General features: G+C 57.4%; 21 protein-coding genes and 2 pseudogenes. 9 read left to right on the top strand and 14 right to left on the bottom strand.

Going from position 1 to position 24,760, the window contains the following annotated elements; genetic code table 11:
* Window positions 1-94: 94 nt before the first annotated feature.
* Window positions 95-463 carry a hypothetical protein gene (locus GSQ77_RS26730; protein ID WP_367889701.1) on the top strand — a complete coding sequence of 123 codons (369 nt, stop codon included), beginning with the start codon at window positions 95-97 and terminating at the stop codon, window positions 461-463.
* A 44-nt stretch (window positions 464-507) separates the two neighbouring features.
* Here the strand turns inward: GSQ77_RS26730 and GSQ77_RS26725 are convergent, their stop codons facing one another.
* Together GSQ77_RS26725 and GSQ77_RS26720 are read right to left on the bottom strand one after the other, a co-directional pair.
* Window positions 508-1,914 (bottom strand): MFS transporter, encoded by a 1,407-nt coding sequence (locus tag GSQ77_RS26725; RefSeq protein WP_158906763.1) that lies wholly within the window; start codon window positions 1,912-1,914, stop codon window positions 508-510.
* A gap of 22 nt (window positions 1,915-1,936) precedes the next feature.
* Window positions 1,937-3,574, bottom strand: coding sequence for a gamma-glutamyltransferase family protein (locus tag GSQ77_RS26720; RefSeq protein WP_158906761.1), 1,638 nt, complete (start codon window positions 3,572-3,574; stop codon window positions 1,937-1,939).
* Window positions 3,575-3,718: 144 nt separating this feature from the next.
* On the opposite strand from GSQ77_RS26720, the gene GSQ77_RS26715 reads away from it, so the two are divergent.
* The gene (locus tag GSQ77_RS26715; protein WP_158906759.1) at window positions 3,719-4,615 is read left to right on the top strand and encodes a LysR substrate-binding domain-containing protein; all 897 of its coding nucleotides are present in this window, start codon (window positions 3,719-3,721) and stop codon (window positions 4,613-4,615) included.
* 96 nt (window positions 4,616-4,711) lie between these two features.
* On the opposite strand, the pseudogene GSQ77_RS26710 reads toward GSQ77_RS26715, so the two are convergent.
* The 7 genes and pseudogenes from GSQ77_RS26710 to GSQ77_RS26680 form a co-directional block, all read right to left on the bottom strand.
* Window positions 4,712-4,825: pseudogene (locus tag GSQ77_RS26710) on the bottom strand (IS6 family transposase); the annotation flags it as partial.
* A 54-nt stretch (window positions 4,826-4,879) separates the two neighbouring features.
* Window positions 4,880-5,557, bottom strand: a complete 678-nt coding sequence (locus tag GSQ77_RS26705; RefSeq protein WP_158906757.1) for an RraA family protein — start codon at window positions 5,555-5,557, stop codon at window positions 4,880-4,882.
* A 141-nt stretch (window positions 5,558-5,698) separates the two neighbouring features.
* Window positions 5,699-6,847 carry a pyridoxal phosphate-dependent aminotransferase gene (locus GSQ77_RS26700; protein WP_158906755.1) on the bottom strand — a complete coding sequence of 383 codons (1,149 nt, stop codon included), beginning with the start codon at window positions 6,845-6,847 and terminating at the stop codon, window positions 5,699-5,701.
* On the bottom strand, window positions 6,844-7,638 hold the full coding sequence (locus GSQ77_RS26695; RefSeq protein ID WP_158906753.1) for an amino acid ABC transporter ATP-binding protein: 795 nt from the start codon (window positions 7,636-7,638) through the stop codon (window positions 6,844-6,846). Before GSQ77_RS26695 ends, GSQ77_RS26700 begins: the two co-directional genes overlap by 4 nt.
* 40 nt (window positions 7,639-7,678) lie before the next feature.
* Entirely contained in the window at window positions 7,679-8,581 is a 903-nt protein-coding gene (locus GSQ77_RS26690) for an amino acid ABC transporter permease (protein ID WP_158906751.1), read from the bottom strand.
* Between the two features lie 129 nt (window positions 8,582-8,710).
* A complete protein-coding gene (locus GSQ77_RS26685) occupies window positions 8,711-9,631 on the bottom strand; it encodes an ABC transporter substrate-binding protein (protein ID WP_158906749.1) in 921 nt (306 codons plus the stop codon).
* A gap of 16 nt (window positions 9,632-9,647) precedes the next feature.
* Window positions 9,648-9,893, bottom strand: coding sequence for a hypothetical protein (locus GSQ77_RS26680; protein ID WP_158906747.1), 246 nt, complete (start codon window positions 9,891-9,893; stop codon window positions 9,648-9,650).
* A gap of 14 nt (window positions 9,894-9,907) precedes the next feature.
* Between GSQ77_RS26680 and GSQ77_RS26675 the strand changes: the two genes are divergently transcribed.
* Window positions 9,908-10,810: a LysR family transcriptional regulator gene (locus GSQ77_RS26675; RefSeq protein WP_158906745.1), complete on the top strand. Its 903-nt coding sequence runs from the start codon at window positions 9,908-9,910 to the stop codon at window positions 10,808-10,810.
* Between the two features lie 394 nt (window positions 10,811-11,204).
* On the top strand, window positions 11,205-12,500 hold the full coding sequence (locus GSQ77_RS26670) for an aminotransferase class V-fold PLP-dependent enzyme (protein WP_158906743.1): 1,296 nt from the start codon (window positions 11,205-11,207) through the stop codon (window positions 12,498-12,500).
* Window positions 12,501-12,549: 49 nt separating this feature from the next.
* Here GSQ77_RS26670 and GSQ77_RS26665 read toward each other — a convergent pair.
* Together GSQ77_RS26665 and GSQ77_RS26660 are read right to left on the bottom strand one after the other, a co-directional pair.
* Window positions 12,550-12,854, bottom strand: a pseudogene (locus GSQ77_RS26665) (slipin family protein); the annotation flags it as partial.
* Window positions 12,817-13,134, bottom strand: a complete 318-nt coding sequence (locus tag GSQ77_RS26660; protein WP_158906741.1) for a hypothetical protein — start codon at window positions 13,132-13,134, stop codon at window positions 12,817-12,819. The pseudogene GSQ77_RS26665 and the gene GSQ77_RS26660, both read right to left, overlap by 38 nt.
* 325 nt (window positions 13,135-13,459) lie before the next feature.
* Between GSQ77_RS26660 and GSQ77_RS26655 the strand changes: the two genes are divergently transcribed.
* The 5 genes from GSQ77_RS26655 to GSQ77_RS26635 all read left to right on the top strand — a co-directional run bounded on the left by GSQ77_RS26655 (window position 13,460) and on the right by GSQ77_RS26635 (window position 19,598).
* Entirely contained in the window at window positions 13,460-14,245 is a 786-nt protein-coding gene (locus GSQ77_RS26655; protein ID WP_158906739.1) for a LuxR C-terminal-related transcriptional regulator, read from the top strand.
* Between the two features lie 130 nt (window positions 14,246-14,375).
* Window positions 14,376-15,806: an aldehyde dehydrogenase family protein gene (locus GSQ77_RS26650; protein WP_158906737.1), complete on the top strand. Its 1,431-nt coding sequence runs from the start codon at window positions 14,376-14,378 to the stop codon at window positions 15,804-15,806.
* A gap of 204 nt (window positions 15,807-16,010) precedes the next feature.
* The gene (locus GSQ77_RS26645; RefSeq protein WP_158906735.1) at window positions 16,011-17,246 is read left to right on the top strand and encodes a 3-methyl-2-oxobutanoate dehydrogenase (2-methylpropanoyl-transferring) subunit alpha; all 1,236 of its coding nucleotides are present in this window, start codon (window positions 16,011-16,013) and stop codon (window positions 17,244-17,246) included.
* 2 nt (window positions 17,247-17,248) lie between these two features.
* Window positions 17,249-18,292, top strand: a complete 1,044-nt coding sequence (locus GSQ77_RS26640) for an alpha-ketoacid dehydrogenase subunit beta (protein WP_158906733.1) — start codon at window positions 17,249-17,251, stop codon at window positions 18,290-18,292.
* Window position 18,293: 1 nt separating this feature from the next.
* Window positions 18,294-19,598, top strand: coding sequence for a dihydrolipoamide acetyltransferase family protein (locus tag GSQ77_RS26635; RefSeq protein ID WP_158906731.1), 1,305 nt, complete (start codon window positions 18,294-18,296; stop codon window positions 19,596-19,598).
* 40 nt (window positions 19,599-19,638) lie between these two features.
* On the opposite strand, the gene GSQ77_RS26630 is transcribed toward GSQ77_RS26635, so the two are convergent.
* The 3 genes from GSQ77_RS26630 to GSQ77_RS26620 all read right to left on the bottom strand — a co-directional run bounded on the left by GSQ77_RS26630 (window position 19,639) and on the right by GSQ77_RS26620 (window position 23,721).
* A complete protein-coding gene (locus GSQ77_RS26630; RefSeq protein WP_367889704.1) occupies window positions 19,639-22,203 on the bottom strand; it encodes a fimbria/pilus outer membrane usher protein in 2,565 nt (854 codons plus the stop codon).
* Between the two features lie 125 nt (window positions 22,204-22,328).
* Complete coding sequence (locus tag GSQ77_RS26625; RefSeq protein ID WP_158906727.1) at window positions 22,329-23,072, bottom strand: molecular chaperone; 744 nt, start codon at window positions 23,070-23,072, stop codon at window positions 22,329-22,331.
* Window positions 23,073-23,145: 73 nt separating this feature from the next.
* Complete coding sequence (locus GSQ77_RS26620; RefSeq protein ID WP_158906725.1) at window positions 23,146-23,721, bottom strand: fimbrial protein; 576 nt, start codon at window positions 23,719-23,721, stop codon at window positions 23,146-23,148.
* Window positions 23,722-24,760: the final 1,039 nt, after the last annotated feature.

Raw genomic sequence — 24,760 nt, 5'->3', positions numbered from 1 at the left:
TTGCTTAAATTGTCAGGTGCGGGAACAATTTCACTTAAACCATTTTGCGGAAAACTGGTTCCCACTGACAAATGCAAGCCCACCGCGTCAATCCATGATCAGGAACAAAATTGTGCAACTCAACGGTTGGGCACCGACATCGCGTGCGAAACGCACGAATACCCGGGGTGCCGGCGTCGGTTCATCGCTTGCGCCCGTGATGAGCGCAGCGGTTTCGATTGCCGTGAACAATTCGATCGGCAATCTGTGCGGCTTCGTGGGGCCGTTTGCGATCCGCTATATCAAGGGCACAGGCAGCAGTGCCAGCACGGGCTTATTGTTTTTGGCGGCGCTGTTGGTCGTGGCGTTTTTCATGACATGGCTGATGCGTCTCGATGTGCGCCCGCCCAGGCCAGTGCAGCCCAGCCCGTCGTATCGCGCCCGCACGTCTGAGGTGCCGGGTTGCAAAAGCCTGTGGCAGTAAAAGCTTGGGGCGCTACCGCCCCAAGCCTCAATTAAACCTTACACTCAAACTGCAGTGCGGCGCGCCGTTGCAGCCGGCGCGCCATGGGCGGCGCCGGAGTCTTTACCTCGCATGCGAATAGCCACCACGATCAGCGACAGGCCCGATAGCACTGCGGCCGTCAGCACGTAATAGGCGGGCGCCAGCTTATCGCCTGTGAGATGGATAAAGGTTTCCACAATGGTGGGGGCAAAGCCGCCAAAGATCGTTACGCCCACGCTATACGCCACCGACAGGCCCGTCGAGCGCACCCGCATCGGAAAGATCTCCGACATCAGCGCCGGCATGGGACCGGAATACGCAGCCTTGAAAATACCCGCCATACCTTGCAGCAGCAAGAGCATGCCTATGGTCGGGTGGGTCTGCAACAAGGCAAACATCGGATAGATCAACGCACCCATCAGAATGGATGTGGTCAACATGATGCGGATGCGGCCGATGCGATCGGATAGCGCGCCCATCACGGGCGAGAGCAAAAATTGCAGACCGCCGTTGAGCACTACCACGCCAAAGGAAGCCGCCGCTGCCATATGCAACTGCTTCACCGCATACATGGGCATGTAGAGTTGCAGCACATACACGCCCACCGTCGATTGCGCCACGATACCCACGGCCAGCAGCAGATTCACCCACTGATTGTTGAACGACACGCCCGCGCTGCTGCTTTCGCCGGCCGCACTTTTCTCGTGCGCGGCCGCCAAAAACTCGGGAGTCTCGTCCAGATGCGCCCGAATGTAATAACCCACCGGCCCAATGATCAAGCCGAACACGAAGGGAATGCGCCAACCCCAGCTGGCCAGCGGCTGCGCTGGCATCCAGCCGGTCAGCAAGGCGCCAAACGCGGCGGCCATGATCGCCGCCAGGCCTTGGCTGGCGAACTGCCAACTGGCGAAATAGCCCCGCCGCGTGGGGCTATGTTCCACCATGAAAGCGGTGGCGCTGCCGAACTCCCCGCCCACGGCGAAACCCTGTATCAGCCGCGCCACCAGGATCAAGATGGGCGCAGCCATACCGATCGACGCATAGGGTGGCATCACGGCCATCGCAAAGGTGCCTATCATCATCAGCCCTATGGCCAGCGTCAGGGCCGCCTTGCGCCCCTTGCGGTCGCCGTAAATGCCCAGCACCACTGCACCCAGCGGCCGCATCAAAAACGAAATGCCGAACGTGGCAATGGTCAGCAGGGTAGATAACCACTCGTTTTGCAAAGGAAAGAATTGCTTGGCGATCAGCGTGGCGAAAAAGCCGTAGACGAGAAAATCGAACCACTCGAGCGCATTACCCACCGAAGATGAAAATACGATGCGGCGTATCTTTGCCTTCGATAGCGGCGCGGGCGCGACATAGGCTGCGGCTGCGTGCGTCGGACCACGCGCAACGGGAGGTGCGCTCGGTGTCAGGGTTTGGTTCATGGAGTTTCCTTCGGCACCGGGCTCAGAAGCCTGCAGCCAAACCGTCGCGACGGCTGTCGCTGGCGGCGACATAGCCGCGCTCGGGTTCATTGCGATCGAGCTTCCAGATATATTGGCCCGAGCCGAAATCCATATACGGATCCTCGATCGATTTGATGACGTGACCGAGATCCTGCAACGCACGTGTGGTCTGCGGGTTGAGCGTTGCTTCCACATCGACCGTGAAATCGCGGTTCACCTTCCAGCGCGGCGCGTCGCAGGCAGCCTGCGGTTGCTGACCGTAATCGAGCATGCGCACGACCGATTGCAAATGGCCTTGCGGTTGCATGTCACCACCCATCACGCCGAAGCTCATCACGGCTTCCTGTTTGCCGTCTACCTGCTGCGTCAGGAAGGCCGGGATGATGGTGTGAAACGGCCGTTTTCCGCCGGCGACCACATTGGGCGATTTCGGATCCATCGAAAAACCGCAGCCGCGGTTCTGCATCGCAATACCGCTATCGGGCACCACGATGCCTGAGCCGAAGCCCATATAGTTGGATTGGATGAAGCTGACCATCATGCCGCGTTCGTCGGCCACCGACATATAGATCGTGCCGCCTGCCTTGGGCATGCCGAAGTCGAACTGCGTGGCGCGCTTTGGATCGATCATTTTGGCGCGCGCCGTGAGGTAGGCATCGTCCAGCATCTGCTCAGGCGTGACATCCATGGAGCGCGGATCGGCCACGTACCGGTAGACATCGGCGAACGCCAGCTTCATGGCTTCGATCTGCAGATGTTGCGATTCGATATTGTCCAACGGCAGCGCGCCGAGATCGAATTTTTCCAAAATCCCCAGCGCGATCAGCGCTGCAATCCCCTGCCCGTTTGGCGGGATCTCGTGCACGGTATAGCCCCGGTAATTCTTGGCAATCGGCTCGACCCATTCGGCCCGATAGTTACGCAAATCGTCCAGGGTCATTGCGCCGCCGCCCTCGCGGGAGAAGGCGGCAATCTGCTCGGCGATCTCACCTTCGTAGTAAGCGCGCGGGCCCAGCGCGGCCAGCTTGCGCAAGGTCTTGGCGTGGCCCGGCATACGCACCAACTCGCTGACCAGCGGGGCACGACCGCGCGGCATAAACGTGTCGGCAAAGCCGGGCATATCCTTGAGTTCAGGCACGGCGGCCGCCCATTTGTAGGCGACGATGCTGGCTACGGCATGCCCTCGCTCGGCGATTTCGATGGCAGGCTCCATCAGATCGGCAAACGGCAGCGAGCCGAATTTTTCGTGCAATGCTTCCCAGCCGGCAATCACGCCAGGCACCGTCACGGCATCCCAGCCGCGCTTGGGCTGCTTGGCCAAGCCGTTTTCCTCGCCGTACTTGCGCTTGAAATAGTCGACATTCCAGGCCGCCGGCGACACGCCCGATGCATTCAGGCCATGCAATTTGGCACCATCCCACACTAGCGCAAAGGCATCGCCACCGAGCCCGCAAGACACAGGTTCCACCACGGTAATGGCTGCCGCTGCTGCGATCGCTGCATCCACGGCGTTGCCACCTTTCCACAACATGCGCAGTCCAGCCTGCGCTGCCAGGGGGTGGGAGGTGGAAACGATGTTGCGCGCGAAAACAGGCAGGCGCTGGGTGGGGTAAGGGTTTTGCCAGTTGAATTGGGTCACGAGGGAGTCGATTTGTAAGGTTGTCGTAAAGGCCGATGCGCCCCGTTGTCGTCTTGGGCGAACCACTCAGCAATTATATGAACACGTTGAGATCAAGAAATATTAATATTTCTTTTTAATACATAAAATTAAATTGAGTAAGACATGTCGACCATACGTATGTTGAAGACATTCCGCGCCGTTGCAAGAAGTGGTTCGTTTGCTGCAGCGGCAGAGAAAGTGTCCCTGACGCAGGCCGCCGTAAGCCTGCAGATGCGGGGGCTCGAACAGGCGCTGGGCCGCCAGTTATTCGACCGTAGCGCGCGCCAGGTCGCGCTGAGCCGGCAGGGTATGGAAATTGTGGCAAAGGTCGAACAAATTCTTGAACTGCTGGCAGAACTTGAAACCACTTCCGCCGATGCCCTGCAAGGGCCCGTGACAATTGCCGCAGTGGTTTCGGTGATCGGGGCCTTGTCGATGGCCGTCGCGAAGCTCAAGACCGCACATCCGCGTCTCGATGCGCGCTTGCTGTCGGCGCGGTCAGACGAATTGGCGACGATGGTGCAAAACGGCGAAGTGGATATTGCTGCGGTGGTAGCCACGCCCGACGACGCATTGCCGGACAGTCTGAAATGGACCACGTTGTATACCGAACCGCTGATGTTGGTGGTCAGCCGCAAGATAAGCGATACCGATATCCAGCACATTTTGCACAGCCACGGGTTTCTGCGCTTCGACCGGCGCGTGCGCACTGGCCGCGTGATCGACCAGGCTCTGCATCAGTTGGGGCTGACCGTGAATGAATACCTGGAGCTGAACTCAATCGAAACCATAGTGGCGCTGGTGCGCAACAATGTGGGCGTGGCTGTCTTGCCGCAGCTGCATCATGCCGGTTGGCAGCATGATGCGTCGCTTCATTTGTTGCCGTTGTCCTCGCCACCTGTGTTGCGTACCATAGGTATGATTCAACGGGCGTCATTCGGGCGCGGCGGGATCGCAGCGGCACTGATCGATACGCTTAACGCAGTGCCGGCCGCCCCAGGTGCCAGCTCAAGTCTTTAAGTTGGGGCTTTTAAATTTGGCTCTTTAGTTGGACCTGTTCAGCAGGACCTGTAGCGCCGACGTTCGCACAGCCTGCGTCGGGCTGCCGCTCAAGGGACCTTTGATCGGTCGGATGATGCGTTTGATGGCCCGATGGTCCTGCTCATCCACGTTGTTCAGATACTTGACCTGACGAATCTTGATGGGTGTGTCGTGCGCGGCGTTCACCGCGCATCGTCCTGCGCAACGACGACCACGCCTTCAGAACACCAGTCTTGGGGAGTTTTACAGGCCTTCGCAGCCCAACCGGCGCAAGAACTCATCGATCCACGATTTGTCGTCGAACTTGCCCGATAGGGTGTTCTCCAAGATCGTGACCTCGCCTGCGCTCTTCTTCGCGGCCATGGCGTAGACCGTCTCGACATCGTCGTAGGGCACGCACATGAAGCCGTCCGCGTCGCCTACGATCAGATCGCCGGGCTCGACGATCATGCCACCGAAAGCCACGGACACGTTGATCTCGCCGGGGCCGTCCTTATACGGGCCGCGGTGAGTCACGCCGGCGGCATAGACCGGCATATTGTGCTTGCTGATCCAGTCCGAATCGCGGATGGCGCCGTTGATGATCATGCCAGCAAAGCCGCGCTTCATGGCGTAGGACAGCATCAGCTCGCCGATGATGGCATTGGTCAGATCGCCGCCGGCGTCCACCACGATGACGTCGCCCGGTTGGGCCAGCGTCAGCGCCTTGTGCACCATGAGGTTGTCGCCCGGGCGGGTCTTGACCGTGAACGCAGGGCCTGAGAGTACGCCGCCGGCATGCATGGGGCGCAAGCTCGGGCCACCGGCGGTCATGCGCGACATCACATCGCTGATGCAGGCCACGGACACGTTGGCAAAGCGCTTGGCCACTTCCGCGCTGACCGCCCGCTTGCGGTCGAGAATTTTGAATCCGATTGGCATGTTTAGTATTCCTAAAAAGACTCGGCATAATCCGAGCCGTAAAATGAATCGCCCTGGCCCGCTGCCAGAATGGCTACGGGTCCCCGGCAACTGTTACGGCAATCGATAGGGGTAACCCAGTTTTTGCTTCAGAGGCAGGAATCAGGAAAGCAGGCCTCCCAATCGCGCCACACCTTCTTCGATCGAGCGCTCATCGGTGGCATACGACAGTCTCAGCGCGTGCTTGCCGCTGCTGCCGAACTCCTCGCCGCGCCTGACCATCACACCTGCTTCCGCGGCCTTGGCGGCGACTTCCAACGACGTCCCCAACTTGCTGGGATACTGCACCCAGAAATAAAAAGCTCCGTCGGAGCGCCTGAACTGGATGGTAGGGATTTTTCGCAGGCACGATTCCATGAGGTCACGCCGCTTCTGGAAGACGCGTCGCATCTTCTCCGCATCTTCGCCAGCCTTCAGCAGCGCAGTCGCGCCTGCGAGCTGGTTGGCCGAGTTGATGGAGCCATTAAACGTGCGGTGGGCCGTGGAGGCGGACGCAACCAGGCGCGGCTCGCCGACGAGGTAGCCAAGCCGCCATCCGGTCATGGCGTATTTTTTCGAAAACGTACGGCAGACAATGAGGTTGTCGCCCAGACCGGCTATGTCCAGCGCAGACACGAAAACGTTGTCGTAGGTGAGTCCTTCGTAGGCCTCGTCGCACAGAATGAAAAGGCCGTTGCGCCTGGCGATTTCCGCGAACGACGCCCATTCGATTAGGCTGATGACGGCCCCGGTCGGATTCGACGGGTGGCATAGGACGATCAGCTTGGCGCCCTTGGCATCCTTGTCGATCACATCGAAATCGAGCTTTCCATCCGCGTCCCTGGAAAACCGCTTCACGCTGGCGCCGACCAGATTGATCGCGTCTGCATAGAGGGAGTAGGTCGGATCCTCCAGCAGCACCACCTCCCCAGGATTGAGGAGGCCCAGAATGGTCGCGGTGAGGCCCGCCGAGCCGCCATGGGTGACCAATATGTTCTCGGACGAAAAGGCCTTACCAGCAACGCCGACCGCCGATTGCAAGATCGCGTCCACGAGCTCGGAGCGGCCTTCTTGCGGGGAATAATGCGTATAACCGGAGCTGATCGCCTGTATCTGGGCATCGATGACTACTTGTGGCGTATTGAAGTCCGGCTCGCCGATGGCGAGCGAAATTTTGTCGGTGGCGCCCGAGATCAGGTTCTTGCTCCGCAGAGACTGGCTCCTGACACGCAATGCTGCGTCGGATGAAATCGAGGGTAGGAACTGATTCAATTTGCTTTCTCCATTTTTCTGGGCACCACGCCAAGAAATTCTCGGGTTCTCTGTTCTTTGGGGTTGTCTATGACCTGATGCGCGGGGCCTTCTTCCACGATGCGGCCATCGGCCATGAACACCACGCGGCTGCACACTTCACGCGCAAAGCCGACCTCGTGCGTGACGACGAGCATGGATATGCCGAGGGATGCGACCTCTTTCATCACGTTGAGCACTTCATTCACCAACTCCGGATCCAGCGCGGAAGTGGGCTCGTCGAACAGGATGACCTCCGGATCCATCGCCAGCGTTCGAGCTATCGCGACCCGCTGCTTCTGGCCACCGGACAATTCCGAAGGATAAGCGTCCATGTGCTCGGCCAACCCGACCCGCCGGAGCAATTCGCGCCCGCGGGTGATGGCTTGCCCCCGGGGCGTTTTAAGAACGTGCAGCGGACCTTCGATGACGTTTCCCAGCGCGGTTTTGTTGGGGTAGAGATTGAAGTGCTGAAACACCATACCTACTTTCTGCCGCTGCCTGGCAAGGCGCTTGCCGAAGATTTCCTTGAGCGTGTCGCCGTGACGTTCGTAGCCGATGTAGTCGCCGCACACTTTGATGGAGCCGCTCGTCATCTCCTCCAGGTGGTTGACGCACCGTAGCAGCGTGGATTTTCCGGAGCCCGAAGGGCCGAGAATCGCGACCACCTCGCCCTTCATGACGTAGAGATCGATGCCGTTGAGCACAACCTTGTCGCCAAATCGCTTCTTGACGTTGACTATCTCTACAACCGGAGCTTCAGGTTCTGCCATTGTCGTTAACCTTTCTATATGTCGCCCGACACATGGATGCCTATGCGACGCCCATATTCACGTTGCTTTTTGCTGCGCTGCCTTTCTTACCGTTGGTCCGGATATATCCCTTGCCTATGGTGCGTTCGAGATGGTATTGACCTATCGTCGCAACGGTAACGAGCACGAGATACCAGATAGTGGCCACGACGAGCAGCGGCATGACCGCGTAATTGACGGCGTAGATGTCCTGGACCTTGCTCAGCAGGTCGCCACCGGAAATGAAGGCCACCAGCGCGGTCGCCTTCAGGAGATTGATGGCCTGGTTGCCCGTGGGCGGCACGATGACCCGCATGGCCTGCGGGAGGACGATTCGGCGCATGGCCTGGCTTTCGGTCATGCCCGTTGTGATTGCCGCTTCCCGCTGGCCGGGATCGACCGACATGATGCCCGCGCGGACGATTTCGGCCATATAGGCGCCGTCGTGTAGAGAGAAGCCCACAACGGCGGCGGTGAAGCCAGAGATCACCGCGTTGGTCTCGAGCGTGACGCCCAGGCTTGTAAAGGGCACGCCAAGGAACAGGACCGGAAACAGAGCGGCGAGGTTGTACCAGAAGATCAACTGCACCACGAGCGGCGTACCGCGGAAAAACCAGAGATACCCGTTCGCGATGGTCACGAATATACGGCTTTTGGACAGCTTCATCATCGCGATCAAGGTGCCTATGATGATCGCCAGAATCTGGCATACGATGGTTACCACCAGCGTCACGCGTACGCCGGACAGCACGTGCGAATCAAAGAGGTAATGGCCTATCACCGGCCATTGCATGTTCTCGTTGTCCGCGATGCGGAATAAAAACGAGAGCAGCAATATCAAGACCACAGCACCAATCGCTATTTGAACTGGATGTTTGCTGCGAACAATGCGCAGTTGATGAGTGCGCTCGTCATTCTTTTCCATGGAAGGATCCCTCGCGTTCAGAGCATCTGGCGCCACCGGCATTACCTTCACCGGACTGCCCTTTCCAGCGTTGCCTGGCGCTACGGTGCGGACATGCGGGCACCGTAGCGATAGTTCAATTACCGGGTCTTAATTCTTGCCTTGCATGGCATTGACCACCGGACTGTCGATCCGCATTTGGGACACACCGTAGAAATCGACAATCTGCTTATCGATCCCTTGCTTGGAAATGCCCGCGAACGCTAGTTGCAAGGCCTTGGCGAGCTGCGCGTTCTTGATGCTGACGGCCGCGCCATGGAGTCCGGATTCGAAAAGATCACCGGTCAGTTCGGCCTTGCCGCCCGAAGTCTTGACGACATCGGCCGCGATTGCGTAGTCGATGCCCATCGTGTCTATGCGTCCGGTCTGCAGGGCGAGGTTCGAAGCGCTGGCCGACGGATAGCCCTGAACACTTACCGCCGGTTTGCCTGCCTTGGTGCACGCATCTGACTGCCGTTGAGCGATGGCGAGCGAGAGGCTGCCGACAGGTCCACCTGCAGTGGTGCCGCAGAGATCTGCTACGGAATGGATGTTCTTAGGATTGCCCTTGGCCACGATCAATTGCTGGCCCGTCTTCGTGTAGTCGACAAAGGTCACTTGCTTTTCGCGCTCGGGCGTGTCGGAGAAGTCGGACATCGCCACGTCTAGGCGGCCGGAGGCAAGGCCTATCACCATGGACCCGAAATCGGTATTGATGACCTTGATATGGACGCCTAGCGCTTGGCCGAGCGCCTGCATGAAATCCGCTTCGATACCGGTAATGCCGCCATCCTGGCGATAAAGGTAAGGAGGCAGAGTGGTTTCGCCGCCTATGGTCAGAACTCCTTTTTCCTTGATGTCGCTCGGCAGCGCGGCCACCGCCGCCGGGTTGAGGGCCGCCTTCGAGATTTTCGAATTGATCACGAACTCGTCGGCGTTATTTTCGGCGTGCGCCGAGCCGATCAAACCCAGACAAGCGGCGCAAGCGAGCGAGATCGCGGAAATTGTCTTGAATCCATTTTTCTTAAGCATGGTCACCTATTTTCAGTCACGAGGAGGTTGCTTCAAATTCAGTCAAGAGGAGGCTGCTTGAAAAGTACATCGAAACCTCTGGGCCCTTACTCAGGGTTTTCCCTTCAGGGCTTGCCTGTTTCTCGGCGTAATAGCGTGCATCTCCTGCAAGAGTATCGATATTGATTTTTGTCCAAAAGCGAATTTTTTGCTTCTGATATGATTCATTTTTCTCATGTATTGGGTTGCCATCAAGTTGGGTCCAATCGAGCCAATAAAGCATAGGAAGGCTGAGCAGTGATTACGCTAAAGCAAGTCGAGGCGCTGTATTGGATTGCGGAGCTTGGCAGTTTCGATGCGGCCGCCTTGCGACTCAGCACGACGCAATCGGCCATTTCAAAGCGCATCCAGGAACTCGAAATTCGCTTCGGTCTCTTGATCTTTGATCGCAGCCGCCGCTCCGCCGTCTTGACGCCCAAAGGCGAGGAGATCCTTCATTCGGCGCGGCAACTGCTGGCCATGCGCGATGGCCTGCTGATGCAACTGGGGGCAAAGAACGCGACGTTCCGCAGGCTGCGGCTCGGTGTGACCGAACTGACGGCGCTGACATGGCTGCCTATCCTGGTGGACCGTTTGCGCAAGCATTTTCCGCAGTTGGAGATCGTGCCGGAAGTCGGATTGGGCCGCATGCTGTACGAACGGCTCGCCGATCACACGATAGATTTGATCATCGTGCCTGATGTGTTCAATGACCCGCGCTTTTCTGTCATGCCGGTGGGTGCGGTCGGAAACGCATGGATGTACGCCGATGGCGTCATGCCGGTCAAACGCTCATTTACCCTGACCGAGATCGCGCAACAGACCCTCATTGTCCAAGGCAAGGATTCAGGCATGGGCATCGCCTATGGCCAATGGTTCCGCGCCCATGGCATCGATACGCCCAGAACCGTCGTGTGCAGCAACCTGGTGGCGCAGATCGGCCTGACCGTTTCGGGGCTGGGCGTCAGCTTTCTACCTAGGGAATGCCTGTCGCACTTGATAGCCCACGGCGCACTGCGAACGACCAAAACGACGCCGGCATTGCCGAAGATCCAATACGCTGCAATGTATCTGCGTACCCAGCATGTGGATTTCCTCCATGAGGTGGCGAGTCTGTGCCAGACATACTGCGATTTTTCCCGGCTGGTACTGCAGGTGTAAACGACGCTTGAAAAGCGACAAAAAAATGGTTCTGGTGCAAGTAGACAAGCCGGTTGAGATGTTTCCAATAGGTAGGATACCTTATCGAGTAGACAGAGCAGCATTCCATGCAGCGGGCGATATGTGCTCGCGGAACCCATCCATCCGCCGCTGATCAATTCTACGGCCTCGCAATATAAGCAACACAATACTTATCATATTGATCTCGCTCACCCTTCGATCCTTACCGCGACAAAACCTTCAGCCAGCGCCTCGCAGAGCCAACTGCAGAGAGGTCGCAAAATTAAAATCACTTTTTCTCATATAAATTCATCAAAAAAAATCGCTATTTTGTACGATTTTGTTCGGTAACAATTGCCCCAAATACGTGAATAAAACCAGGATTAAACAGGTCATGAACGACAACATCGGCACGCTCTTTTCTGACGATCTGATGCGTGAGGTCAAGCATCGCTTCCACTACGTGGACCACGATCTAAATGACCGAGAAAGACTGTTTTTCGACAACGCTGGAGGTTCTTTCCGGCTCAAAACTGCCGTTGAACAGCTCGCCCGGATCGACGCGATACCCGATTGCCCGGAGCGCATTCACGAACTCGCCTTGTACCTGCAGCAAGTGCAGGCGGAGGGTACGGCTGATATACGCACGATCCTGAACGCGCGAGGGGGAACCGTCTATGCGTCGTTGACTGCATCAGGCGCGATGTTCGATATGGTCCGTGCGGTGGCCGAGAACATTCCCGGCACGAACATGGTGACCACCGTACTCGAACACCCGTCGTCCTACGATGCGATGGCCTTGTATGCACAACGGCTCGGCAAGGAACTTCGGGTCGCCAAGAGCAACCCGGTGACCGGCGGCATTGACGTGACAGAGATCGTAGGCCTAGTGGACCAGCAGACCAGCCTGCTGAGCGTAATGTACGCGTCCAACATCTCCGGCGCCAAAATAGACATCGAAGAGATCGTCAGGCAGGCCCGAGTGATCAAACCCGATCTATACATCATTGTGGACGCCGTGCAGCATGCGCCTCACGGTTTGATCGATGTGCAGAAGACACTGGTGGACGGCATCAACATCGCGCCCTACAAGTTCTTCGGCTGCCGGGGCTCCGGCATCTCGTGGTTATCGGAACGGGCCTCCCATCTGCCCCACCACAAGCTGGCCGGCAAAAATCCGAATTTCTGGCAGCTCGGCAGCGCTGCGCCTGGGCAATTTGCAGTGGTAACTGCGATCGTAGATTACGTGTGCTGGCTCGGAAGTCAGTTCGCTGACAGTACGGACCGTCGAACGCTGTTTGCTTGCGGCATGGAAAGAATCGCGCTGCACGAAAGAGCGCTGTTAGCGCGAATGCTCAATGGCAGCGATGCTGTCGCCGGTTTGCGGAACATCGACCACGTCACCGTTTTTCTGGATCACGATGACCTGACGAAGAGAGAGCTGATCCTCGCGATCGCCTTCGATCACATCGGCCAGACGCAGGCCGTCCGTGAATACGAAAAGCGCAATGTGATCGTGTACGAGCGCGTTTCATCCAGCTTGTACTCGAAGCGTATGCTGGATTCTTTCGGGATCGACGGTGCCGTCCGTGTTTCGCCGCTGCATTGCAATTCACCCGCAGATATAGACAGGTTTCTCCAAATAACGCTTGAAATCGCAGAAACGTTCGCGCCCGCTGCGGTCAGGTAAACGAAGATACCGGCTGTATTCCACGACGCCTTCTTGCGATGTGATGGGTCTACGCTGCGGTCTTGAGCGGCGTGACCGGGGCTGCGGAAAGACTGCTTCCGGCAACCGCAAGCGCGATCGTCGGATTCAGACTGTCGACCATCGAAGTTGGCATCAGAATTGTCGCGCCACGCTCCTTGGTCGTTTCATAAATGATGTTCATTGCGCGCAGTTGCAGCGCCCCAGGTTGTGTTTCATAAACCCTTGCCGCTTCGACGAAATTCGCGGCAATGGCAGCTTCGGCGGAACCCAGAATCACGCGCGCCTGTTTTCCCGCTCAGCCTGAGCCTGGCGGGACATCGCATCCTGTGACGAGCGCGAACACCACGTCCCACTGTCTCGTGGGTTCCTGTTTCTCGAGACGCACCGCGTCGATATCGTCGCGCAACTGCTCTACCAGACGTTGTAGCTCTGCGATTCTGTCCGGAACGACTTCTGTGTTGTGTGCTTGAACCTCCTCGGCAGCGGAGCATTGCTGCGATGCGACGTCAGCGGTCGGCAGCGAGTCGGTGCTTTGCGCCGCTTCGGGCAACGAAGCCTGTAGTGACCAAGACTTGGAAATAAGGCTAAATAACCATTCCAATGCGATGCGCATCTGGATAGCTAACTTTACTTAAAATAATGTTTAGTTATACGAATAATTAGTTTTTTATTTCGAGAAAAAACCTCTTCGTTACATCATGGGAAAGATTAGTGATCAATCCATCTTGGCCATCCAGGCAGGATACGGAAACAGAGTGAAAGTGCTGCAGAAAGACTCCAAAATTCACATGGTCCTATTCTTATTTCCGCGCATTTTCCAAAAAAAATGGAGGCCATACTCAAGGTGCCAAGTAGGCTGACCGCGTTTAATTTTAGCGATTTCATTCGCTTTTCATTGATGAAGCGGTCGATCCTCACATCCTAAAATTAGAGGTCGCATGACAAGTACCCGCGATAAACGAATTTCATTTCATCGAGACCCCGCGCCGGTCCTACATCAAATCGCTGAGCGACGTTTGAAATTGGCTCACCCGGAACACTTGCCGGAAAGCCTGCTGTTCGATTACATGAACGCCTCATCCCAGCCAGCGAGTGTCAAATCACCGGAATCCGAGAAGTACATTTTTTCCAACCCAGCCAACACCGACCTGATGGGATTCGCATCCACGGGCCAATTGATAGGGTTGACCGTCCGCGATCTCAACTTTTCTCGATCGCAGCAAGGCAACGCGTGGGCCGAAAAAATTCGAAGAATGGACTGCTTATCCCGCAAAAATAAGTGTGCCGTTGAGGATACTGATAAGTATCTAAACGAAAACGGCATCTTGTCATACAAGACTACAACGAAAATACCTCTGATAGGCATGCGCGGCAACGTGTTCGGCATCGTCACGTTCAGCCAGGACCTGACCCACCGCTTGTCCCATCGCCTGCTTTACGAGCAGTACAAACATATCTGCGGCAAGAAAATCGCCATCGGGAAAACGCTACGTCACCTTGAGATCGAATCTTTTTTCCATGTCCCGCCCACCGAAGCCGAACTATTGAACTTGCTCCAGCGCGCAGCGGGCAAGGTCGACAAGGAAATCGCCAGGGCGCATGGCGTCTCGCTAAGAACGATAGACACACATTTCGCCCATCTTCGCGCCAAGTTAAACGGCGAGGTCTTGCGCAGCATCATTGTTCGCCTTAGAAATCCTAGTCATACGATCAACACGATTTGAATTCAACGCAGCAGATCGGCGCCCTACCCGCCCACTCGGCCTAGCAGTGCCATCAACATCGCATCTGGATCGCATGCGCGCTCGAGACGGCACTGTCCGAGTGTGCCTTACCCCTTACATGGAGGAAAGCATGTCGCACCACAAGCAGTTTTATATTGACGGTACCTGGGTGGGGCCGCTCATTGCTCACGATTTCGACGTCATCGATCCGTCGGATGAGAACGCATTTGCAACGATTTCCCTTGGCGCGAAAGCGGACGTGGACCGGGCGGTGATCGCGGCCAAGCGAGCTTTCCAGACATTTAGATTAGCAACGCGAGCCGAGCGCATCGAGCTGCTTGAGGCCGTGTTCGCGATCTACAAGAAGCGGGCCCGCGACCTGGGGCTTGCGGTATCGCGCGAGATGGGCGCGCCGCAGCAGTTTGCGCTCGATGCGCAGGTCGGCATGGGCGCCGCTCAGTTGAAGAAAATGATCGCGGTCCTCAAGACATATCCCTTCGAATCCAGCAAGGGTTCGACGCTCATCGCCAAGGAGCCGGTCGGAGTCGTCGGTATGATTACGCCGTGGAACTGGCCGCTCAATCAGATTGCCTGCAAGGTAGCGCCGGCGTTGGCGGCCGGCTGCACCATGGTATTGAAGCCGAGCGAGATAGCCCCCCTCGACGCCATCATCTTCGCGGAGATCATGGATGAGGCCGGGGTCCCGCATGGGGTCTTCAATCTCGTCAACGGCCGTGGCTCGGATGTCGGGCAAGCACTCGCCAGCCATCCCGACGTGGACATGATGTCCTTCACGGGCTCAACCCGCGCTGGTATTCTCGTCGCCCAAGCCGCCGCCGACACGGTCAAACGGGTCCAGCAGGAACTCGGCGGAAAATCAGCCAACATCCTTTTCCCTGATGCCGATTTCGATCAGGCTGTCACCAAAGGCGTGGCGGGTTGTTATCTGAACAGCGGACAGTCGTGTAACGCGCCGTCGCGCATGTTCGTTCCGGTCGATCGGCAGGCCGAGGCAATCGCAATCGCCAAGCGAGCGGCCGAAGCCTATGTCGTCGGCCCCGCGAATGCCGCCAATACGACGATGGGACCGGTGGCCAGCCAGGCCCAGTACGACAAAATCCAGGCGCTGATCGAGAGCGGTATCGCACAGGGGGCAAACCTCGTGACCGGCGGCCTGGGGCGCCCGACCGGCCTCGAACGCGGGTATTACGTCAAGCCGACCGTCTTTGCCAACGTACGGCCCGAGATGCGGATTGCGCGTGAGGAGATATTCGGCCCCGTCCTCTCTATCCTGCCCTACGAGACGCCCGAACAAGCAATCGCTCTGGCCGAGGACACGCGCTACGGCCTGGCAACCTACATCCAGACCCGCGATCTCGAACGCGCCCGAAAGATCGCCCGCCAAGTCCGCACCGGCAATGTCTACATCAACTATCCCGCGTGGGACGTGGGCATTCCTTTCGGCGGCTATAAGCAGTCGGGCAACGGCCGGGAATGCGCCGAGTTTGGCCTGGACGATTACCTCGAAATCAAGGGCATTCTGGGCTATGAGGCAGCTTGATTTCCGTTGAATGACAGGGGGGTGGGCGGCAGCAGCTGTGGCAATCCGTCCCCCTGTAGTGATCCCCTGTGGTAATCTCATCTCACTGGAACGGCGTACCCCCACCTGGTACGCCGTTCCAGCGACAGTGAGCGCAAGGTTACCCCCCTGCGCGACGTCTTTGTTCCAGAAGCGTGCGACATAATCAAACGTGGAGACAAACAGATGAGCCAATATGGGCCGCTGAAATTGCACGTGCCGGAGCCGACCGGGCGCCCGGGCTGCAAGACCGACTTTTCCTATCTACATCTCTCGCCAGCCGGCGAGGTGCGCCAACCCCCCATCGATGTCGCGGCAGCCGATACCCGTGACCTGGCATATGGTTTGATCCGTGTAATCGACGATGACGGTCAAGCTGTCGGACCTTGGGCGCCCGACGTCAGCCACGATCTGTTGCGTTCCGGCATGCGGGCCATGCTGAAAACACGCGTCTTCGATGCACGCATGCTGATCGCGCAACGCCAGAAGAAAATCTCGTTTTACATGCAGAGCTTGGGCGAAGAAGCCATCGGCTCCGCGCAAGCCATGGCGCTCGACAAGGGCGACATGTGCTTTCCCACCTATCGACAGCAAAGCATTCTGCTCACGCGCGATGTATCGCTGGTCGACCTGATGTGCCAGTTGATGTCCAATGAGCGAGACCCGTTGAAAGGACGCCAACTGCCCGTGATGTATTCAGTGCGCGAGGCCGGTTTCTTCACAATCTCCGGCAATCTCGCCACCCAATTTATCCAGGCTGTGGGCTGGGCCATGGCGTCGGCGATCAAGGGTGACACCAAGATCGCATCCGCTTGGATAGGCGACGGCGCCACGGCCGAAGCCGACTTTCACACCGCACTGACCTTTGCGCACGTGTATCGCGCTCCGGTGATCCTCAACGTAGTCAACAACCAATGGGCCATCTCGACCTTTCAGGCAATCGCCGGTGGCGAGGGCACAACCTTCGCCGGGCGCGGTGTGGGATGCGGCATCGCATCGTTGCGCGTGGACGGCAACGACTTCCTGGCTGTGTATGCCGCGTCGCGCTGGGCCGCCGAGCGCGCTCGTCGCAATCTGGGGCCGACGCTCATCGAGTGGGTCACTTACCGGGCAGGTCCGCACTCGACATCCGACGACCCATCGAAATACCGGCCAGGCGATGACTGGAGCGACTTTCCTTTGGGGGATCCGATCGCACGGTTCAAGAAGCATTTGATCGCTCTGGGAATCTGGTCGGATCGGGCGCACGACGACTTGAAGGCCTCGCTGGAAGCCGAGATCCTGGCCGCGCAAAAGGAAGCCGAACGCTACGGTACGCTGGTTGACGACGGGCACGTCCCGAGTGCCACCAGCATATTCGATGACGTCTACAAGGACATGCCGGAGCATCTGCGCCAGCAGCGTCTGCAGCTCGGAGTTTGATCATGGCTACAGAAAAAGAGGCGGGTCCGGTCACAACGCCGATGACCCTGATCCAGGCTTTGCGCTCGGCCATGGATGTCATGCTCGAACGCGACGGCAACGTAGTGGTGTTTGGGCAGGACGTCGGCTACTTCGGCGGAGTGTTTCGCTGTACCGAAGGCTTGCAGACCAAGTACGGTACCTCGCGCGTATTCGATACGCCCATTTCCGAAGGCGGCATCGTGGGCGTCGCCGTGGGTATGGGCGCCTATGGCTTGCGGCCCGTCTGCGAAATTCAGTTCGCCGATTATTTCTACCCCGCTTCCGATCAGATCGTTTCAGAGGCCGCGCGCTTGCGCTACCGGTCGGCGGCCGAATTCATCGCGCCTATGACGATACGCATGCCGTGCGGCGGCGGTATCTACGGTGGGCAGACCCATAGTCAAAGCCCCGAGGCCATGTTCACCCAGGTATGCGGTTTGCGCACGGTCATGCCCTCGAATCCGTACGACGCAAAGGGCCTGCTGATCGCGGCGATCGAAAATGACGATCCGGTGATTTTTCTGGAACCCAAGCGTCTCTATAACGGCCCGTTTGACGGACATCACGAGCGGCCGGTCACGTCCTGGATCAAGCATCCCGCCAGCGCTGTGCCCGAGGGTTATTACACGGTTGCCTTGGAGTCCGCCGCTGTTGTGCGCCCCGGAGAAGCCGTCACGGTGTTGACCTACGGCACGACGGTCTATGTGTCGCTGGCCGCCGCGGAGGAAACCGGCATCGACGCCGAGGTCATCGATTTGCGTAGTCTCTGGCCGCTGGATCTGGACACGATCGTGAACTCGGTACGGAAAACCGGGCGTTGCGTGGTGGTACACGAAGCCACCCGTACCTGCGGCTTCGGCGCGGAGCTCGTCTCGCTGGTGCAGGAACATTGCTTCTACAGTTTGGAGGCGCCTGTCGAACGGGTTACCGGTTGGGACACACCCTATCCGCATGCGCAGGAATGGGCGTATTTTCCCGGACCTCGCCGAGTAGGTGAAGCACTGCAACGCGTCATGGAGGTATGAGATGGGCATGCATGTCATCAAGATTCCAGATATCGGCGAAGGCATTGCCGAAGTCGAGCTCGCAGCCTGGCATGTGAATGTCGGCGATACGGTGGTCGAGGACCAAGCGCTCGCAGATGTCATGACCGACAAGGCGACAGTCGAGATTCCGTCGCCCGTGGCCGGGACGGTGATTGCACGAGGTGGCGACGTGGGCAACTTTCTAGCGGTCGGGAGCGAGCTGATCCGATTGCAGATCGAGGGCGCGGGTAACCAGAAAACCGACGTGCAGGAAAACGCCATGGCCGCCGAGCAGATTGCTCAGGCGGTAGCGCCGAACACCCTCACCGAGGGCATATCCCCGGAGACAAGCGAGGACACAAGCGACGTCACCGAGCGTCTTTCGAGGACCGACGAGGGCTCGCAGGATACGGTATCCGCCGCGCACCCACCGGGAGAACACGCCCTTGCCTCCCCCGCTGTGCGCAAGCGCGCCTCAGATCTGGGCATCGAGCTGCGCCTCTTACACGGCACGGGCCCGGCCGGCCGCATCCTGCACGAAGATCTGGATACCTATTTGCAAGGCCGAGCAGGCACGGCCACCGCGCGGACGGGCTACATAGAGCGCAACAACGAAGACCCAGTGCCGGTTATCGGATTACGCCGAAAGATCGCGCAGAAAATGCAGGAGGCCAAGCGGCACATTCCGCATTTCAGCTATGTCGAGGAAATCGACGTCACCGAGCTGGAAGAGCTGCGTGCGCAATTGAACCGGAAGTGGGGCGAGGAGCGAGGCCGGCTGACGGTATTGCCGCTACTGGCGCGTGCCATGGCGATCGCATTGCGCGATTTCCCGCAGATCAATGCGCGTTTTGACGACGAGGCTGGCGTAGTGACGCGCTATGGTGCCGTGCATATCGGCGTTGCCACGCAAAGTAAGGCGGGTTTGATGGTACCGGTACTGCGCCATGCAGAAACGCGCGACCTGTGGTCGATAGGCGCCGAGATATCGCGGCTGGCCCAGGCAGTGCGTAACGGCCGGGCCGAGCGCGAGGAACTCTCGGGGGCGACGATTACGATTACCAGCCTCGGGGCATTGGGCGGCATCGTCACCACGCCAGTCATCAACCGTCCCGAAGTTGCCATCGTGGGTGTGAATCGGATCATCGAGCGGCCCATGATTCGTAACGGCACCGTGGTGGCGCGCAAACTCATGAACCTCTCATCCTCATTCGATCACCGCGTTGTCGACGGCATCGATGCGGCGGAATTTATCCAGGCAGTGCGCGTACTGTTGGAGCAGCCTGCCATGCTTTTCGTGGAGTAGCAATAAAGCGGATCCAAGCGTCGCCGCCACTGCCGATCGCTTATCCGCCGGGTCGATTCTCCGAGATCAGCGCTTTGGGATGTTCCGTGTCATTCGCTTCAAACTGCTCGACACAAGGTGCATTGATCACTTCAAATTTCACACGTCCCTTGGATGTTTGTTTCTTCGACAAGTGATAACCGATCATGCACTCACGGTTGCTGTTTTTGCCCCATTGGACTTTGAGCACGCCGGATTCTTTGTCCGAGCGCACTAAAATACGGTTCGCTTGCCCGACTGTGCCGACCGGCGTACCGCTTTCGTCGAGTACGGAGGCGCCGAAAGGCAGCATCTCACCGTCTTTACGATGTGCTTTGACGATGAAGGCACGGCCCTCCTCGGTATCGAAGTTGAGCATTACCGCAGCACCTGCGAATGGCGCAACACGAGCACTCGTGGTCTTTAGCTGTACATTCAACGAAGACCCTTTGGGATCGATCTCAATGGTGTTATTCAAATAAGGAGAAAGATAAGGCACTACCGCGTAACCAAAACGGTTCACATGCACACCCTGCGCATTGACAACAGCGGCGCCCTCCGCGCCCTTTGCCCGAACAATGGCAAACGTGTCTCCGAGCGATTGAGAAAATGTCACGCCGCCAGGATGTGCGACGATACCGCCGCTGACATTCAAAGACGACTGTGTTCGATTACCAGTCCGACCGACTGATGCGCCAACGTTTGCGTACGACAAAGCCGTGTTTGCGCTTGCACCATAGCTTGAGCTTGCGCCGGCCGAGTGTGTGCCGTACACGCTATACCCAATCGAATTCGCTGTGCCGAAAGAACCACTCAAGGTCGACTGAATATTTGTATTGTCGCCGAGGCGTGAAACACTGGTGTTCAGCGACGACATTCTCGACCCGCGGCCCAACGGGATCGAGAGTTGAGCAAAGTATTGGGTATCCGTTTTGCCAAACAGGTTTCGAGTGCGCGTTGCAGACAGACTGTATCCGACGGAAGAAATACTGCCACTGTAGCCAACTTGAAACTGGACATCCCGGCCCCGGCTGTTCCAATAGTCCCGCACTGACCCGCTCGCAAACACGGATCCATATCGGCCCAGAGACTGGTTCACGTTCAACTGCAACTGGTGGCGTTGCCGGCCGATCGGCGAGGAATCTGACTTCGGATGACTTGCTTGATCTCGAACATATAAAGCGTCGTTAAAGCTCAAAAAGCCACTACTGGAATAGCGATACGCCGCGAGAGAGAAGTTTGTGTTCGTTGCGCTGACCAACTTGCTATAGCTGAGCCGAGCGCTCTGTCCGACCATGCGGTTTTCCCCCGGAACCTCGGTTGCAGAAAACGTAATGTCCGCACCGATTGCCCCGACGGAGGTATTCGCGGCGACGCCAAAAAGCGCCGACGCATACCCCGACGACGCCGTTGTGCCGACATATCCCGTGAAAGTATTGTTAAGCCCTCTCTGCAACGTAGCCTGGACGACGATGGGTGCGGACGACAAGTTGTGTGCACGCACCTGCCCCGCGGACACATTGTATCGATACTGACCGGGACGCAATGACTGAGGCACCGCTGCGTACGGCATCTGGAAAGTGCGTATGCTGCCGTCCGATTCAGTGATGATGACGTCTAGATCGCCACCATAACCCGTGGGATACAGGTCGTCGATTTGAAAGGGTCCGGGCGCTACCGTCGTCTCGTACAGGAGCACGCCATTTTGCCGCACGGTGACTTTTGCGTTGGAGTTGGCAATACCGCGGACCACCGGCGCATATCCACGCATCGATTCGGGCAGCATGCGATCGTCGGTCGCCAGCACGCCCCCGCGTATGGCAACGCTATCGAGCAAATCGCCACTGGTAAATGTATCGCCGAGAGTCACGCGAGCATGCAGACCAGGCAGGTCATGCATCACATAGGTCGCGATGTCCTGCCATTTCGTTCCGGTCCCCGAAGCGGATGAAAGCGACGACTGATGCCCAAAATACCAGGAACCGACGTTCAAGCCCGTGTTAAGACCCAGGTACGCCTGGTTGGACGCTATACCACCGCCATTTACCCGGAACGTGTTGGCGTTATAGTTGACGAAGCCTGCGGTTACGCCATGGTCCCAGTTTTTTGGATCGACATACCCGCGAGCGGAGCGCTTCATGTACGCCTGCGGCACGCTGATGTCCAGGCGTTGCTCACTTTGGTCGAAAGTAGCGACGGAGCCCGGCACTAGATCGGATGGCACGCGGCACGCCTCACCAGCGGTAACTTCAGGCGGTTTAGGAAATTTTGAAAAATCGACACCCAATTTATCGAGCATCTCGCTCGATAGACACGGCCGCGCATTCTCGCCCCCTTGTTCGTCCCGGAATTCAATGTCTTCGCGACTAGCCCAGACATCGTTGATATAGATGTCGGCACGATAAGTCCCAGGCATAACGGGGTTTCCATGCGAAAACCGTTTCAAGTCCACGCTCTGCCGCGTGGCCTGCGGAAGAAATGCGTAACTGAACTCGGCGTCCGCAACCTGAACCGCCGCATCATCGGCTTGCGCATGCGAGCAGGTGGCTGCAACGCAACTGGCTACAATTGCGCTGATGGGTCGCATGCGCGGTGTCGGAATGCTTCGGTTCATTTGATACACACGTCAGATCGCCCACCGTGTTGGCAGGTGATTAAAATTCTTGAGGGAGAACGCGGCACGAATGGTCTTCGGCCGACGTGCAGGCTTGACTATCGGTCGAGCGGCATCTCGTACTTCCGAGCGCTGCCATAATCGTCAATGGCGAAGTACTGAAGCGTTATTGGCGCGGCCGAATCGCTCAATGATTTGGATAATTCAAAATCGTAACTTTCATTGGGCTTGATCATTCCGCCCCTGTCATTCTTGACGCTCTGCCCTGCCGAGATAAGAGACAGCTCCGAAACGGAGATGTGGTACGGGCTGGAATTTTGGCAGCGGAGAGTCAATTTTCCCGACTTGTCATTCAAAACCCTGCTGCAAACAAGCTTCGCTGCGGCTTCCTCCGGGGAACCTCCAAGCTTTGTAGGCCGAAAGAACAGCTTGATGCGGGTGCGTACCGCAAACTGAAGCACATTGCGATCCCCCTCCTGTTTAGGCTTTGGCGGTATATCCAATGTATTGAGCCAGAACACGCTTTCCCGGTCTTGCGGCAACGCCTCGCCGGTGTACACGATACGAAGCGATTGGTTTTTGTGTGCTTCGATCCGAAACAATTGCGGCGCAATATTAAATGGCACATCGACTTTTTCGGGAGCGGCTTTTGAATCGCCGTCGTCTATCCACGCTTCCACGAGGGCCGGGACATCGCTGTCGTTTGATAACTTGACAGTGACCTCGTTCGAGTCCGCCGGATAAATGACTCGGGTTCCGCTGATAGTCACGCTTGCTTGCGCGAGGTTAGCGCAGAGCCCTGCGGAAAAGATGCTACAAGCTAAGACCGATCGGACTTTCATAAGGGACACCATTAAAAACGAGCGCACCACTAGGCACGCTCGCGAAGACATCAATTAACGCTGTACGAATGACTTATTGATACGCGATGGAAAACTGGATACGGCTGCTTACTGCACCGGCCACAGCAGCGGCGTTGGCGTAATACTGAGCGTAATAGTTGAGTGTTCCGTTGCCGGAGGCATCAAGGGTTGCCGCTGTTTCCCCGGTCGAGGGACCCGGCACGCCGTTGTTTGAGTTCCGGAGGTTGATCGGCACAAGGCCGTTGTTCAAGAGCTGGATCGCAACGCCTGTTGCAGGGAGCGTGGTTGCAATGTTTTGCAAATTGCCGTTCAAGTCGACCGGTGCATTATTCAGTTCCCAGACAGCGTAAGCATTGTGATACGTAGCATTTCCGCAACCCTGCAGCGTGATAATCAACGGGGTGGTGCCGGCAACCGCTCCAGGACTTTTAAGTGTGTCTTCGGCGACGGGCGGCAAGGTAACCGTCTTATCGCCTTGATTGCCCGCGCCAGCGCTATTGACGTTACACGTCGAAGAAATGACCGAGCCCACGAAGGTGATCGTGCCATCGGCGGCGAAAGATGAAATGGGAGCAGCACATGCGCCCAGTACACCCAGGGTTACAAGAGTGCGAGACAACTTTTTCATATAAACCTCTATCTACATCCAACTAAATTAAAAGAATTCGCCGCGTGATGCGGCTTTGCCCTACTCGTGACGCCGAAGTGCCATGAGGGTTCGTTGCGGACCGGACTTGCTGAAAGCCCGGACGCGTCCTGCGCTTGCTGCATAAGTCGCCCCACCGCAGCAATAAATTTTCCGAATACACCGAGCGCGTTGACCATAACGAAATCGCATTGTCACTTCCGACAAAGCCAGAGATTATCTTCGACATCCCACACCGCTCATAGGTCAAACAGTCCGATTTTTTAGGTTAAGAAAACCTAAAAGGTATAAATATTGAAATTAAAATTCTTCTTGAATAAAAATATCGTAGTACTAATCGTATTTTCGTAGGGAAAGAGCGACTTCCCGTGAATGCAACGCACACTGTAAATATTTACACATTGGCCACAGCTAGTTGAGCACAAAATAAGACCATTTAACCTTCGTAAGAAACGCGACTCGGGATGCCTGGTGCTATTGTTGCTAATGCGGCGCTGAGAATTTCGATAGTGGGTGCACCGACTAAGCGTGTGCGGCGCGAAATCGCGGATGTCCTTGGCTGCGGCCCAGCAACTATGTGGGACGTAAAGCAATACTGGTGAGCGATTTGAACGCACCTCTGCTTCTTGACAACCTCTAGATTGGTGGAGGCAGCTGCTCGCATTCGGGCAGCACGGCCCGGAGGCTACCTGAAAAGCGCGACGGCCTGTGGTAGCCCTGAACATAGACGCGCTGCGCCAACACTTTCCCGGCAAGCGCGCTCTTACGACCACACTGATAGCACGTGCAACCGCTGGCCCACCGAACCTGACGCCGCAACTACAAACCGCGGGCTCGCGTGTTCCACCAATCGGCGACATCCTCTATGGTACGTCCACCGTACCGAACGTAGCCATGCTGTCGCTGTTGGCGCAAAGCGCTTCGAACGCATCGCTCGTCCCGAGTCGTACACGAACAATATATGCGCTGTTGTCGGCACCGCTTTCCTTCCTTCCGACTGTTCCAAGGTATATCGAGGTGG

Source organism: Burkholderia sp. L27(2015), from assembly GCF_009765705.1.
Lineage (GTDB): Bacteria > Pseudomonadota > Gammaproteobacteria > Burkholderiales > Burkholderiaceae > LMUX01.
The sequence above is the reverse complement of the archived record's forward strand: the minus strand, read 5'-3'. Positions and strand labels throughout refer to the sequence as shown.